The organism is Sphingobacterium tenebrionis (assembly GCF_037126265.1).
Taxonomy (GTDB): domain Bacteria; phylum Bacteroidota; class Bacteroidia; order Sphingobacteriales; family Sphingobacteriaceae; genus Sphingobacterium; species Sphingobacterium tenebrionis.
The window spans coordinates 18,979-34,297 of sequence record NZ_JAYLLN010000003.1 but is presented as its reverse complement, the minus strand read 5'-3'; the positions used below and the strand labels follow the sequence as shown (position 1 = coordinate 34,297).

General features: G+C 29.5%; 18 protein-coding genes. All 18 read right to left on the bottom strand.

Going from position 1 to position 15,319, the window contains the following annotated elements; genetic code table 11:
* Positions 1–17: 17 nt before the first annotated feature.
* On the bottom strand, positions 18–1,151 hold the full coding sequence (locus tag VJ786_RS02165) for an aminotransferase class I/II-fold pyridoxal phosphate-dependent enzyme (protein WP_336557148.1): 1,134 nt from the start codon (positions 1,149–1,151) through the stop codon (positions 18–20).
* Between the two features lie 22 nt (positions 1,152–1,173).
* Positions 1,174–1,785, bottom strand: coding sequence for an acetyltransferase (locus VJ786_RS02160; protein WP_336557147.1), 612 nt, complete (start codon positions 1,783–1,785; stop codon positions 1,174–1,176).
* Between the two features lie 5 nt (positions 1,786–1,790).
* Positions 1,791–2,450, bottom strand: coding sequence for an acetyltransferase (locus tag VJ786_RS02155; RefSeq protein WP_336557146.1), 660 nt, complete (start codon positions 2,448–2,450; stop codon positions 1,791–1,793).
* Between the two features lie 6 nt (positions 2,451–2,456).
* On the bottom strand, positions 2,457–3,056 hold the full coding sequence (locus VJ786_RS02150; RefSeq protein WP_336557145.1) for an MBL fold metallo-hydrolase: 600 nt from the start codon (positions 3,054–3,056) through the stop codon (positions 2,457–2,459).
* The gene (locus VJ786_RS02145; RefSeq protein WP_336557144.1) at positions 3,056–3,799 is read right to left on the bottom strand and encodes an SDR family NAD(P)-dependent oxidoreductase; all 744 of its coding nucleotides are present in this window, start codon (positions 3,797–3,799) and stop codon (positions 3,056–3,058) included. The genes VJ786_RS02150 and VJ786_RS02145 overlap by 1 nt, the downstream gene beginning before the upstream one ends.
* Positions 3,800–3,807: 8 nt before the next feature.
* Positions 3,808–4,569 (bottom strand): SDR family NAD(P)-dependent oxidoreductase, encoded by a 762-nt coding sequence (locus VJ786_RS02140; protein WP_336557143.1) that lies wholly within the window; start codon positions 4,567–4,569, stop codon positions 3,808–3,810.
* On the bottom strand, positions 4,562–4,783 hold the full coding sequence (locus VJ786_RS02135) for a phosphopantetheine-binding protein (RefSeq protein WP_336557142.1): 222 nt from the start codon (positions 4,781–4,783) through the stop codon (positions 4,562–4,564). The genes VJ786_RS02140 and VJ786_RS02135 overlap by 8 nt, the downstream gene beginning before the upstream one ends.
* A gap of 20 nt (positions 4,784–4,803) precedes the next feature.
* Entirely contained in the window at positions 4,804–5,871 is a 1,068-nt protein-coding gene (locus VJ786_RS02130; RefSeq protein ID WP_336557141.1) for a 3-oxoacyl-ACP synthase III family protein, read from the bottom strand.
* Complete coding sequence (locus VJ786_RS02125; protein ID WP_336557140.1) at positions 5,871–6,101, bottom strand: phosphopantetheine-binding protein; 231 nt, start codon at positions 6,099–6,101, stop codon at positions 5,871–5,873. Before VJ786_RS02125 ends, VJ786_RS02130 begins: the two co-directional genes overlap by 1 nt.
* Complete coding sequence (locus tag VJ786_RS02120) at positions 6,082–6,843, bottom strand: GNAT family N-acetyltransferase (protein ID WP_336557139.1); 762 nt, start codon at positions 6,841–6,843, stop codon at positions 6,082–6,084. Before VJ786_RS02120 ends, VJ786_RS02125 begins: the two co-directional genes overlap by 20 nt.
* Positions 6,844–6,917: 74 nt before the next feature.
* Positions 6,918–8,444 carry an amino acid adenylation domain-containing protein gene (locus VJ786_RS02115; protein ID WP_336557138.1) on the bottom strand — a complete coding sequence of 509 codons (1,527 nt, stop codon included), beginning with the start codon at positions 8,442–8,444 and terminating at the stop codon, positions 6,918–6,920.
* Between the two features lie 8 nt (positions 8,445–8,452).
* Positions 8,453–9,058, bottom strand: coding sequence for a sugar transferase (locus VJ786_RS02110; RefSeq protein WP_496196875.1), 606 nt, complete (start codon positions 9,056–9,058; stop codon positions 8,453–8,455).
* Between the two features lies 1 nt (position 9,059).
* Positions 9,060–10,220 (bottom strand): glycosyltransferase family 4 protein, encoded by a 1,161-nt coding sequence (locus VJ786_RS02105; RefSeq protein WP_336557136.1) that lies wholly within the window; start codon positions 10,218–10,220, stop codon positions 9,060–9,062.
* Between the two features lie 10 nt (positions 10,221–10,230).
* A complete protein-coding gene (locus VJ786_RS02100) occupies positions 10,231–11,343 on the bottom strand; it encodes a right-handed parallel beta-helix repeat-containing protein (protein ID WP_336557135.1) in 1,113 nt (370 codons plus the stop codon).
* The gene (locus tag VJ786_RS02095) at positions 11,336–12,169 is read right to left on the bottom strand and encodes a glycosyltransferase family 2 protein (RefSeq protein WP_336557134.1); all 834 of its coding nucleotides are present in this window, start codon (positions 12,167–12,169) and stop codon (positions 11,336–11,338) included. The genes VJ786_RS02100 and VJ786_RS02095 overlap by 8 nt, the downstream gene beginning before the upstream one ends.
* Before the next feature lie 4 nt (positions 12,170–12,173).
* A complete protein-coding gene (locus VJ786_RS02090; RefSeq protein ID WP_336557133.1) occupies positions 12,174–13,250 on the bottom strand; it encodes an EpsG family protein in 1,077 nt (358 codons plus the stop codon).
* On the bottom strand, positions 13,237–14,262 hold the full coding sequence (locus VJ786_RS02085) for a glycosyltransferase family protein (RefSeq protein WP_336557132.1): 1,026 nt from the start codon (positions 14,260–14,262) through the stop codon (positions 13,237–13,239). Before VJ786_RS02085 ends, VJ786_RS02090 begins: the two co-directional genes overlap by 14 nt.
* Positions 14,252–15,316, bottom strand: a complete 1,065-nt coding sequence (locus VJ786_RS02080) for a polysaccharide pyruvyl transferase family protein (protein WP_336557131.1) — start codon at positions 15,314–15,316, stop codon at positions 14,252–14,254. Before VJ786_RS02080 ends, VJ786_RS02085 begins: the two co-directional genes overlap by 11 nt.
* Positions 15,317–15,319 lie beyond the last annotated feature (3 nt).

The window sequence follows — 15,319 nt, the reverse complement described above, 5'->3', positions numbered from 1 at the left end:
TTACAAATCAAAAAACATTATAAAAAGAAACCCTCAATAAGTTTGGAAATTCTTTCTTTATGACTTTCATTTAAATTTGATCCTGAAGGCAAACATAGTCCATCTTCGAAAAGATTTTCTGAAATGTTAGAACCAAAATATTTACAATCTTTAAATACTGGTTGTAAATGCATTGGCTTCCATAATGGCCTTGATTCAATATTCACCATAAGAAATTCTTTTCTTAAATCTTCTCTTGTTTTTCTCAACATTTTTGAATCAATAATTATTGCTGACAACCAATGATTCGAAAAGTAATCCGAGTTTGGCTCTGAAAATACATTTACAGAATCTATATCTTCAAATAAATCTACATAAAAGTTATGCATAGACCTCCTTGCATTAACCCTTTCATCTAAAACCTCCATTTGTCCCCTACCAATTCCAGCTGAAATGTTAGACATACGATAATTATAGCCTATTTGGGAATGTTGATAATGAGGAGCATTATCACGTGCTTGCGTGGATAAAAAAACTGTTTTTTCTTTATCTTCTAAATTATGGCATACTAAGGCTCCACCACCAGAAGTTGTAATTATTTTGTTCCCATTAAAACTTAATACACCATATTTACCAAAAGTTCCACAAGCTTTGCCTTTATATGTAGAACCTAAAGCTTCTGCTGCATCCTCAATCACTGGAATTTCATATTTATCCGCAATATACATTACTTCTTCTACCTTAAATGGCATACCATATAAGTGTACTGCAATTATCGCTTTAGGTTTTTTTCCTTTCAAAATACTATCTTTAATAGCATCCTCTAAAGCATTTGGACATAAATTCCAGGTATCTTTTTCTGAATCTACAAAAACGGGAACTGCTCCTAAATAGGCTATAGGGTTTGCAGATGCAGAAAATGTCATTGACTGACATATGACTTCGTCTCCATATTCAACCCCACATTCAATTAATGCGAGATGTAAAGCTGCAGTACCAGCAGATAGTGCTGCAACTTTTACATTCGATTGCAATTTTTTTTCTAATTCTTTCTCGAATTCATTCACATTAGGGCCAAGTGGTGCTACCCAATTCTCTTCAAAAGCTTCATGAATATATTTTAATTCATTACCTCCCATATGTGGTGAGGATAACCATATTTTTTCAGTCATTTTACAATTCTTTTATGCAAATTTAATCATTATTATCTTGGATAATTTTTGTCTTAATGATTTTCCCCGGATTCCCTACCACTGTCGAGCCGTCTGGAATATCATCTATAATAACCGCTCCCGCTCCCACTATACATTCTTTTCCTATTTTGATACCTTGAATTATTGAAGAACCAATACCAATATGCGTACCTTCTCCAACTTCGACATTTCCTGCTAGTGCAACATTTGGAGAAATATGAACAAAATCATGAATTAAGCATTCATGATCAATTGAACAATTTGTGTTGATAATACAGTAATTACCTATTATTACTTGTGAATTAATCGAAACCCCCGCCATTATAACTGTTCCCTTTCCAATTTTTGATCGACTTGAGATAGAACTATTAGGATGAATTAATGACGAATATTTATATTTTGAATTTTGATTTACTAATGCTTTTCTAATACTATTATCACCAATAGAAACAAAAAGGTTTTTACAATCTTTTGGAATTTCTTTGTAAATAGGATATCCAAATAAACTACTAGAATTTGGAGATTTATCAATAACTCCATTTATAGGGATATTAAGTAGTTCGGCAATTTCTAATACAACTTTACAATGTCCATTTGCTCCATATAAATACATAATTATTATTGTTTTATTATAGAAACCTTTTCTTTGAAACGGTAAAATACCGTTTCATTGTTTGAAACATTTTTATCAATAACTATTCCAGCTTGAATGATATTATTAGACCCAATCTCAACGGAAGGTATAACTGTACTTCTAATGCCAAAAAAATTCTGGTGATCAATTTTCACATTACCTGCTAATCCTGCAGTTGATAGAAAATTAAAATCACCTATTATGCAATCATGACTAATAAAACTATAGGATGTGACCAAATTAAAATTTCCAATTTGAACATTTGGACCAATTACGGAATTTGGGTAAATAATATTTCCCATACCAAGTTTTGCGGACTTGGAAAATACTACAGATGGATGAATAATATTAGGGAAATCTAAATTTAAAGGAGCTAAATTCGAAGCAATTTTTGCTTTTCCTGTAGGAGAAGCAAATCCAAAAACATAACTGAATTCCTTCGAAAAATCGTGTTCTTTTATCGATCCTAAAAAACACTTTGGAAAACCATATTTTTCAGCTTTTGTATTAAAATCTTCCTCATTATCATTTAAAAATCCAAATATTTCAAATGTATTTGAGGGATTAAAATTTTCTATATCTTCAAGGTAAGATATTACTTCAGAGGCAACCGCACCGCTTCCTATAAAAATTATTGGCTTCATTTTTTTTTATTTGTTAAAAACGTAAATATCCCCATGGCCTGGATGTATTATTAGTTCATCTAACATATCAGAATATTTTTCAACACTTTCTTGATATTGTTTTTTTGAGCCACTTGGTAAATTTGTAACTATTCGAGTTCCTTTTAATAAAAAGTCTCCAGAAAAAAAATATTTTTCAAACTTCAAACTAATAGAAGAATCAGTATGACCTGGAGTTTCAAATATTTCAAAATCTAAATCTATCATTTGTATTTTTCCATTAGACACGATGTGATCAGCCTCATTAACAACTAAATTGAAATAATTATGGAATATAGCTAGATTTTTTTTTGAATTTGGAAGACGTTCTGAAGTTTTTTGTGAAGATATGAGCTGTACTTTTGGAAAAATGCTCCTCATGAAATTAACCCCTAAAATGTGATCAAAATGCTCATGAGTAAGAAAAATATATTTCAAAGTCAGAAGATTATCATTTAGGTATTTAACAATTCTTTCATCGTTTTCAGTTCCTGGATCGACAATTATTGCTTCGAGATTAGCGGGATTAGATATGATATAGGTTACAGAATCTATCGGTGAATTTTCAAACCTTTGTATTTTAACCATTATCCTGTAATGTTTATACTTCTACCCCCATCTACTGTTACTTGTTGTCCAGTAATCCATCTTGCCTGATTAGACAATAAAAAACTGACAATTTCTGCTATATCCTCTGGTTGCCCAATTCCTAATGGATATTGTGCCGACATCCTTTGATTTACTTCTTCATTCTCAAAAATAGATTTTGTCATTTCAGTAATTACTGCTCCTGGTAATACTGAATTAATTCTAACTTTTGGAGCCAACTCTACTGCTAGAGAACGCATCAATCCATCTAAAGCAGCTTTTGAAGAACCATATGTACTCATAGCTTTTGCTCCTCGATTACTAATATTACTAGAAATTAAAACTACACTATTGAGAGCCGAATTATTGGCTTTTTTATTTGTTAATAATTTTACAATAATATTTGCTGAGAAAACATTAGTCTTAAACGTATCAAAAATCAAATCTTGATTCACCAATTTTAAAGGAATCATTTTCATATAACCTGCACAATGTACAAATTTTTCAATATTTAATTGATTTTGAATAATAAATAAAGAAATAGTTTTCTCCAAATTGTCTAAATCGGATAAATCCAACTGTAACACATACACAGCGTTTTCTTTGGAGCACTTAGCTTTCAAAGCTTCCAACTTTTCATTATTTCTTCCGCTTAATATTATATTGTATTGACTAGAAAGTCTTATCGCGATTTCTTCTCCAATTCCAGCTGTTGCTCCAGTTAAAAAAAGTGTTTCTTTCATAATATAAATTATTGGGAAGTAAAGCCTCCATCAATTGATAAAATTGATCCAGTAACCCACTTACTCATGTCAGATAATAAATAAGTAATACCATATGCAATATCTTCCGCTTCTCCTAATCCTAAAGGATGTAACTGATTTAAACGATCGTTATATTCATTGTCAAATGCTCCAGATACGTCATTTAGCATTTGAGTTTTTATAAATCCTGGAGCAACACAATTAATTCGGATATTTTTAGGTGCTAATTCTATAGCTAAAGATTTTGTTATTCCATGCAAAGCTGACTTTGACATTGCATAAGCTACATTTGCGGCAGATCCAACTAATCCATATACAGAAGAAATGAATACTATTGAAGGATTATTATTACTATACATTTTATGTTTAGTAAATATTTTTGCCAACTCTAAAGCTGCTATTGTATTAATTCTCAAAACCCTTTCGACAGAATCAGTTTTCAATGTTTTTAATGGAGACACATAAGGGATCCCTGCAACATGGACCAATCCATTCAATGAGCCGAACGATTTTAATTTATTTGCAACAACATCATTAAATCCATGAGTGTCAGATAAATCAACCAACAAAAAATCACAATTTTCATTACAAGATTTATGGGTTTCCATTAAGGTTTCTTCATTAATATCTATTAAAAGAAGTTTTGCATTTATTGATGATAAATACAAAGCAGTAGCTTTTCCAATTCCAGATCCAGCACCAGTAATTAAGATTCTTTTTTCTGAAAAGTCTAAAAAGTTGTTATGCATTTTGCTTGCTTAAAATTAATTGATGCAATCCTTCAATCGTTTTTGCTTCAGCAATTTCTGCATTAGTTAATGAAACTTGAAATTCATCATCTGCTAATGCTATTATAGATAGAGTTGTTAAAGAATCCCACGCTTCGAAGGAGGTCAATTCATCAGAAAGATTAACTGTATCAACTTCCATAATTTCCGCCATTTGTTCTAAGAAATTTTCCATATAATGATGTATTTTAAATATTAGTTATAAATTAATTTGCAAAAATCTAAGTTTCCTATAGTCATAATGATAGTTCCCCAAGTTAACCCTACTCCAAATCCAGAAAAACAGACTTTAAAATCTGAATTTTCTAGTTTTTCCCCTAGATTGAAACAAGTAACTATAGGAATGGTAACCCCACTTGAATTTCCAAAATTTTCAACTACATTCGAAGGTAACTTTTCTCTGTTTACTCCAATTTTATCAGCTAGTTTTTGAAGCATAAATCGGTTTGGTTGATGAAATAAAAAATAATCTATTGAATCAACACTATCTTTAGATCGTTTAACTATGTTATTAATTTGTTCAGGAACTTTCGTTTGAACGAAATTAAAAACGTTATCACCCTGCATCACTAAATGGTTTTTACTCCTTTTATTTCCGAAAGAATCTTCATAAAGAGTGGAAGTCTCCTCCGTAATAGGCATTCTTGCACCCCCCGCAGGAACATTCAAAGCCATTGCACCACTTCCATCCATTCTAACCTCGCCAACTATTTTAGTCTCTTCTAAAGTATTCTCAACAATCGTAATTGCTGCGGCATCACCTATTAATGGATTACTGTTCCGATCGTGTTTGGAGACCTTAGGACTTAAAACATCCGCATTACATAAAACAACCTTATTTATACCTTCAGTATTTAATAACATAAAGGCTTGTTGTAATCCTATAATAAAACCTGCACATCCCTGATTAATATCTAAACAAAATACCTTCTCGTCTAATCCATATTTACCATGAATGAGATTACTCGTTGGTGGCATAATATATTCAGGGCTTTGGCTCACAAAAAGAATTACATCGATAGAGTCTTTATATAATAATTCGTTCTCAAACAAATAATCTAAACCCTTAACAATTAAATCAAAGCTGGTCGTAGATTGATCAGATACCACTCTCTTAGATTTAAATCCCATAGCTTGTTTTAATTTCATCGATTTGGCCTCTGAAAAACTATAATTATGGATCTCATCCTCAAACATTACTTCATTTGAGGGTAAAATACTAAGTATCCCAGTAATCTTTTTATTTGAGAAATTAATGTTCATTATTTCGCTCCATTTTTGATTAATAAGGCTTCTATTGCAGATACTGTTTCAAAATTTTCAGGCAAAATATCTGTCCCATCAATTGAAATTCCAAAACTTTCATCTAATTCCGTTACTAAAGTTATCAGATCGAATGAATCTAGCATTCCTTTAGAAATGAATTCAGTTTCCGTAGCAAAATCAAACTCTGGACGAATTCCATTCAATATCTCAACTATTTGGTTCTTCATATTTTTTATTTTTATTTATTAAAATTACATTATGCATATCTTCCTCCACAAATCCAAAATGTTTATATCTTTTTATTGCATTTTCATTGCTTTCGATAACCCAAAACAGCTCTCTTTTTACGCTTTCATTTGAATTAAAAAAAAGTTGCATCAATTTTGATCCAATTTTTTTATCTCTATATTTAGGGTGTACAAACCAATATCTCAAATGACTTGTCAGTCCTAAATGTTCAAACACTATAAATCCCTGAATTTCATTATTATCAGAAAAGTAGTATGCATTATTTGATTCAATAAATTCATCAATTTCAACTGACGATGGAATCCGTTCTACAAATTTATCAAAATATTTTTGGTAAAGACTTTGAAATTCTTCTTTCTTGCTATCAGTTAATAAATGAATGTTTTCAAAATTTGGCTGATCAATTATTTTTCTAATTCTACTCATTCTTACCATGGAGGAGTACTCATAAAATCCGTAAGTAACGAATAGTTTCTTAATATCTTTTATATAATCAGATTTTCCAACAATTTCTGCAGTAATTTCTATTTCATAGGTATTCATCAAATAATCCAAAAATGAACCTAATTCTGTCACATTTGAAACTATAAAATAAATCCTTTTGAAATTAGAATCTTCAACTAACAGAAAGCAACCGTTTTCAGCTTTGAAAAATTGAACTTTATTTTCAACATAGAGATTATAAAATTGATTTTCAGTCATAAAGAAATTTGTTTTCATTTCTTTTGACTTTAATCTAAATAACTCTGCCTTGATATCAGAAAATGTGAAAGATTGTATTAACTCCATTGTAATTATACATTAGCTTGCTGATTCAAAAATGCTCTATCTATTTTTCCATTTGGATTTCTAGGCATTTCATCATACCTTATATAAACTGTTGGAATCATATATTTTGGTAGATTTTTCAATAGCTCTTTTCTAAACAATGAAGGCTCAATATCTGTTGTATTTTCATAATATAAAACTATTTCTTTGTTAGCTCGATTATATACACAACATGCATTCTTAGCTATTTTTAATGAATTTACAACAATGTGTTCAATTTCACCCATTTCAATCCTATATCCTTGATGTTTAATTAGCGTATCTTTCCTCCCTTTAAAAACTATTTCATTCCTATCATTTAATGCCACTACATCCCCAGTGCGATATATTATCTCTGGATAATGTTTATTAAGAGGATTTTGAACAAAAGCCGCAGCGGTTTTTTCTGGATTATTATAATAGCCCAAAGCTAATGAACTTCCTCTTACACAAAGTTCACCCTCTTCTCCCTTTTCTGCCAATTTATCTTCCTCTGTGATAATTAATACATCCGTATTTCTATATGGAATTCCTATTGGTAATGGTTCATTATCCTCGAAATCTCTATCTACAATAAAATAAGTGCAATCTAACGTTATTTCTATAGGACCGTAAAGATTAGCAAATTTTGTGTGAGTAAGTGATTTTTTCCAATAATTAAATTGTTTAGTAGGAAATACCTCTCCTGCAAACCAAACCAACCTAAGTGAGGTTAAATCAATTTTTGAAAGTAAATCCATATTTGCAATATTTACCATTATTGTTGGTACCCAAAAAATAAAACTTACTTCTGTTCTTTGCATTTCTTCTAAAATTTTTATTGGAAAAGCAGCCATATTTTCAGGAAGAACTACAATACATCCTCCTTTAGAAATTAACATACATAGTTCATAACTAAATATATCAAATATTACAGGGGATAACGAACCTATAACTTCATTCTCCGAAAATTGAAATATTTCATCTGAAACTTCAATAAAGTCAATAAAACTTCTATGATTTAGCGCAACTGATTTCGGTGTCCCTGTAGATCCTGAGGTGTTGATAACACAAGACATATCAGTATCTATACTTCTTTCTTCCAATCTTTCTAACAAAAAATGAATATCTGTTTCAACTTCGAAATCAATCTCATCAATTAAAAGTAATTTATCTTCTGGATATATACCCTCTAATCCTTTTTTCAAATTACTTGTGGTAATTACCAGTTCCGGTTGAACCAAATCAAGTATATTTCCAATTCTTTGTGAAGGACTTTTTATATCTAAATTTAAATAGGCATTTCCACTTAACATCACGCCTAAATCAGCTATTACACAATTAATAGATTTAGGCAGATAAATAGCAATTGGTTTATTTAGAACATTTGATTTCTCCAAAAGCAATTCCCCAACAACGCTTATATTTTGATAGAGTTGATCAAAGGTAATCGAATTATCATTTTCAATAACGGCAATATTATTACCTTTCAGTTTTACTGTTTCTACCAAATATTCAATTAAATTTTTTTTCATAGTATTAATTAATTATATCCATTAAAGCCATCAGTAGTCGCATGACCATCCGCCGATATTCCCTCTCTAATAAAAACCTTTTTTATTGTTAATAAGATTATTTTTATGTCTAATCTGAATGAGAGATTTTCAACATACCAAACATCTAATTCAAATTTACGCGTCCAGTTAATTGCATTTCTTCCGTTTACTTGAGCCCAACCTGTAATTCCTGGGCGAACATCATGTCTTCTCCTTTGCACTTCAGAATAAAGGGGAATATATTGAGGTAAAAGAGGTCTTGGCCCTACCAAGGCCATATCCCCTTTTATTACATTAATTAACTGTGGTAACTCATCTAAGGATGTTTTCCTTACTAAATTTCCGATACGAGTCATTCTTTCACTATCTGGAAGTAAATTGCCTTGACTATCTCTTTTATCATTCATCGTTTTGAATTTAATAATTTTAAAAAGATTACCATTTAAACCAGGCCGAGTTTGAAAGAAAAAGGGTTTGCCATTATTTGCAATAGCTAACCAAATTAAAATAATTAAAAAAATAGGAGTAAATAAAAATAGAGCAATTGCTGAAATTGATAAATCTATCATCCTTTTAAATATATTCTTATACATTTTATGAATATTTATTCTGTTGAGAGTTAATCAATTCAATATATTCTTTTAATAAAGTTTGCCAAACAAGTTCCTGTTGATATTTTTCTTCAATCATTGACCTTGACTTATTCTTTAACTTTTTATAAAAATTTACATCGTCTAATATTAGCGTCATATTTTTTTTTAACTTATCAACATCTTTGAGGGGAACAATAATACCATTTATACCATTTTCAATTATTTCGTTACTCCCGTTGATATCAGTTACTATACTTGGAATTCCCATTGCACCAGCTTGTAAGACCACATTTGGAAAGCCTTCTCGATAACTTGGGAACACTAACGCATCGGCAATAGCAAAATATGGTCTTACATCTTTTTGAAATCCTACTTCAATTATATTTTGGTTGTTTTTAATTTCTTTTAATGTTAGATGTGAAAGTGGATCAATTTTATTTTCGTATGGTCCAACAAGAATAAGCTTAGCATTGACAACATTTATTTCTTTAAAGGCCATTATTAATTCTTCAATTCCTTTATCTCGAACTAGACGTCCTACAAAAATAAAAACAAAATCATTTTCCTTAATCCCTAGCTCCTCTTTTAATTGCATATTGGCGCTTGAAGTATATAGTTTTGGATCAAAAAAATTTAAATCTATTCCATTTACATTACCATTCGCAATGATTTTTAAAGGTTTTTTAGTGATATTAAAATTAATCAAATCTTTTCTTACTCCATTTCCTTCAGGATAAATATGAGTGGCTGAAGCGCAAAGAATCCGATCCATTAATATCAATATTTTTTGAAACAATCCGGTTTTAGAAGGGAAAACAACTCCTGTAAATGTATGTATTCGAATTGGAACTCCCGCAAATTTAGCTGCTATCATGGAAAGTAAACCTGCTTTCGGCGTTATGGAATGTACTATATAAGGTTTCTCTCTCTTAAATATCTTATATAAATTAATTAAGGATCTTATATCTTTAATTGGATTTATTCTTCGCTCCATATCAACAGCAATAACTGGGATGTTTTCCCTTTCTGAAGTCAATTCCAAATATTCACCAGAAGACGATACCCCAACTACTTCAAAACTTTCTGACAAATATTTTAGCTGTCCTTTAAGTAATGCATATAGTGATTCAGGAACAGTTGAAACTCTAATAATTTTGTTCATTAAAATCTTTTTATTGAGTTCTTTTTTTAGTTAAATCAATTTTTATTCTATTCCCTTTTGAATCATTGCTAAAAATTTCATCAGAAGTGATACTTACGTTTGAATGGTTTGGATCATACCAAACTTTATATTTCTTTGTTCCATTTCCTTCAAAGTTTCTCAAGTTTACTTTTCCAACAACAGCATTAGATTTACCTTCTGGATTAAACGTAAAGCCAATGAAATTAGTGGAACCATAATCTTTAAAATTACTTGCGGATATATCCACTAAATTAGATTTAGTATTAGGCGCACCATTAAGTAGACTTAAATTTATTCCAAATCCTCCGTTTTTATTATTATAACTTAAAATACCATTAATACTAATGGATTTCAGCACCTCTGAAGGCAAAGATGGTTCAATATGAATTCCAGTTTCAGGTGAAGTGCCATTTGTATTTGTTACCAGAATATTTTCTAAATTTAGTCCACTTACAGATGTGATTGACACCCCATTTCTACGCGCTTTATTAATCCATACATTTTGAATTAAAATATTCGAACTTTTTCTCCCAGTTTCTGATCCAATGAAAATTCCGTCACCAAATGTATCTGAAATTTTAGCATTTTTGATAGTAATGTTATAAGAATCTTTAATAGATATTCCAGAACTCCATTCTCCATGCTGTTTTTTTGGAATATTTCTACTTCCAACAATATTAGCATTATATAAACCAACATTAGATACTCCATCGAGAATAATTATATCATAAAACTTACCTAATGCTGGACCAGAAAAGATCACTTTAGAATTTCTTTGAAAATAAATTTTTCTGTTTGAAGGGATTTTTAAACCTTTATTATTGATGAGAACTGGAAAATTTGGCATTACCACAATCTTGTTTTCATTGATGCCTTTTTGTAAAAATGGAGTATAATCTACTGATCCATCAGTTTTAAATCCTTTTGGAAGATAATTTGTAATATTTTTCATCCCTACAATATTGGGGATCGTCACAGCATTCGTATAATATTTATTAATTACCGATTGAGAGATTGTTATATTTCTATATTGACCATAAGTCAAATTAACAAATAAAAAAATAGGTCCAACTAAACAAAATATTATTTTTTTATTAAACATAATTCCTCCAATTTATTTCATTTTCAATAATCTTCTGATTGCGTTTTTTTATCAGGCGATGTTCTTTTCCAAAAATAAAATATAAATATATTTTTAATGTACTTATAAGGTACTTTAAGCTAAACATAACAAAACTCAGGCCCATTTTATGCTTTTTCAACAAATACCACAATGAAGGAATTCCCTTAAGGTATTTTTTATAATAATGAGTACCAAATTCACGATAAAAGAACAATGGGGTTCCTAACACTTTAAAATTACTTTTTCTAGCAGTTCTTAACCAAAGTTCAGCATCTTCAATTCTAACGGCATCTACATCATAAGGGTTGTTTTTGAACCAACTTGTTTTAGCCATAATAGTTGGATGAATAAAACCTCTAACATTATCTATTATTAAAACATCAGTGTTAGCTCTAATCCCTTGAACATTCCCATTCTCGTCGATCGAATATGCATTAGTTCCTAAAACATCGACAGTTGGATTTTTAATAAGAAAATCAACTTGCTTTTCAATTTTATTTGGGTGCATAATATCATCAGCATCCATACGGCATAAAAATTCACCATGAACAAGGTCAGGAATCTGATTCAAACGATATCCCAAATTTTTATTTAATCCATCGCTATATAATCGAATTCTATTGTCAACTTTTTCATAATTCTTAGCAATTACGACGGAAGAATCATTTGAACCATCATCGATTAATAACAGTTCCCAATTAATATAAGATTGATAAATTACAGAATCAATTGCTAATGAAAGATATTTCTCAGCATTGTAAAATGGTATTGCAATAGAAACTTTAGGATTTTTCAAATTAGTCATGAAATTATGAATAGAAAGAGAAGAAAATATAAACTATAATAAAAAAGAAGCTCATACTCGTTTTAATTGTTCGAATATTTATAAGTTTTGAATATATAGGGGCAATTAAGAAAGGGATAACTATCCAACTCATAATACCCCATCTATCAGAGTATGACATCTGAAAAGAAAAAAAGAATAAAACACTGATTAAAAGATAATATTTGAAGATAAATTCGTATTGTGGTATCTTTCCAATTTTTTTCCGTATAAATAAAAAAATAAATAAAAAAACTGTATTAAAAACAACAAATTGAGGTTTAAAACCTACAACAAAAATATCACCTAAATTCTCTACATATGATTCAACTCGTCGTTCATCAAAATCTTTAATATTAGGTAATATTTGGTGTATACCAAATTCTAATCTTGATAAAACTATAGATAAAAAATATATTAAAATATAATATCTGAAATTTAAGTTCTTTAAAACAGAAACAACAAAAATTGCAAGTAAACTAATTACCGCCGTATTATGTATAATAAAAGCCAATGCACCAATTATAATAGTTTTTAATGAAAGTGCATACCACTTATTAAAATTAAACTGACAAATAAAAACTAAAATTAATGCTAATGAAACCCCTTGTCTAATAATATTTATACCTATACTTTTAAAAAAAAACAAACTTGTGAAGACAAACAATATAAATAAAGGATTTACGTCAAATCTTTTAGAAATATATATAATAGAAAAATATAATGGAATTACCAAAAATAAGGTATAGCTAAAAAGAAATACCCCATACCCAAATCCAAAATATTTAAGAATGCTAATTAAAGCACTAGTGAAAAACTCTTTATCTAATGTGAACCCTTTATGAATATCCCACATTAATACATAAGACTTAGTATCTGTTCCAACTTCAATATCTCTTAAACCGAATAATAAAAGATAAATTGTTAGAAAAATTAAAATAGTACGTTTGCCTGTTGAATAACTAAATTGAGTCCCTTTAAAATCGGTGGAAGATGCTGCAATTAAGATTATGATACATAAGGCTGAATAAATTAGATTATATATTAAATCAAATTGTTCCATTTTTATCTGCAATATATTGGACAATATTATTTACATATTTTTCATCATTATAAAAATGTTCAAATATTCTTTTATATTCCTGATACATTTCTAATTTATTAAAGCCAGAATCATGAAAACGTATAATGGATTCAGCAATAGTTTTATAACTTTGATCTAAAGAAAACTTTAAATTAAAATTATTCATATCAATATTTTTTTCGAAAGCAGAAATTACTGGTGTGTATATAGGTATAATTCCCGCTGCCATATAAGAATTCATTTTTGTAGGAGTTGAAACGTTGTTAATTGGGTCATCTTTTCGAATCAGGAATCCATAAGTATATTTTGAAAGCTCATGTTGGAGATCGTTGAGTTTAACATAATCAATATTAACGTTGGGCACATCAAATTTGTGAATTAAATCTAACGCTTTCTCTTTATCGCCCGTTAATAAAGTGAGCGTTGCGTCTTTTCTTAAATTTACTATTTCTTTAAATATCAACAAAGTCTCATCAATACATTGCCAGGCAAAAATACCACCAGCATACACAAACTTTAATTCGTGTTTTAGTTCATTATTAAAATAAGATTCGTTTAATGGAATGTTATAACACGGTATAATAATAGCCTTTTCATTCAGGTCTAATTTATATTTACTTTCATAATGCTCTTTCATTTTATCAGAAACAAAGAAGCATACCTTTGATTTTTTCAGACCTCTATTTTCAAAAAATTCAAGAACTCTACTAATAACATATGCCTTTTTTTCACCTTTATGTAATAAACGATATTCTTCTGGACCAATACCTTGAAACCAATTTAGAAATTTACATTTTTTAAATAAAAAATCAATTTGATCACCGGAACGTATGGTTAATACTGTAGAAAATTTTGGAACAACTTTACTATTACTTACGCGTAAAACTTCAAATCCTGCTTTTGAAAATCCATTCTCAAGTAAATTACAATAATAATTAGTAGCATCGTTAATAGTTCCTGGAGGTAAATAAAAATAAATCCTATTTTGCATATAATTCTAATTTAAAATTAGCCAACATAGAGTCTGCCAACCTTTTTCTTTCCATTAAAGAAGCCGAATAATCAATCGAATAATCAAAACTATCCACCATTTTTTTTAACTTTTCAACAACAAAGGGTTTTTCCCATAATTGAAATTCCTTTATTTGATCAGCTAATATTCTAAGTTTAGGTTCAATTTCAATACAAATAACAGGCTTGTTTAGCAATGCCGCTATTATAGCACCATGATATCTTGCACTGATAAAACCATCAAATTCATCTAACTTTTCAAGAAACTGCTCTATTGTAAACTTATTAGGATCCCATATTAATAGTTTTTCCTGAGGAATAGCCTTAATCCAATTTTTATCTTTTAAAGGGGCTAAAATAATAACTTTATCATCATTAGACGTCGTTAATAAATAATCATTGAGCTGTTTAATATAGGCTTGCCCAGTGCCTTCATAATCCCAATCTCGAACAATATAACCATGCTTTTTATTCTTCTTTTTAGAATTACGATCTGAATTTTCTGGCAAACTGAAATAAGATGAGAAAACAACATCTGCACCTAATACTGCATCAATTCCCCATTCTCTACAATATTCCCAAGAAACAAAATCCCGAACAGCAACAAAATTAGCGGCACTGACTGCTTTTTTCGCATTATTAATAGCATTAAAATTATCATTAAATGGCCCCAAGCCAAATCCAAGGAAAGCTATATGTTTACTAGCTTTCCTTTTGGGCTTTAACTTGTTAATTACTATTTGAGGATTTTTGATTCCAATTTTAACCTTTTCGATGAAACTTAGATTATTTTGTGAATGAAATGCAAAGAATTGTGTCCCACCACCAAAAATTAACCAATCAGTATTTTGAGCTTTATTGTAAGTTCCTTTTTTAAGAAGTTTTTTAGGATAATTTGCTCTTTCACCTTCAAAATTTAATTTAGATTTTGGAAATTCCTTAATAAAATAATTCTCAAAAACATGCATTAACAAATCATCCCCATAATTTGTTTCACCATACGCGCCAATTACATTGAAATTTAAATCACTCATTTA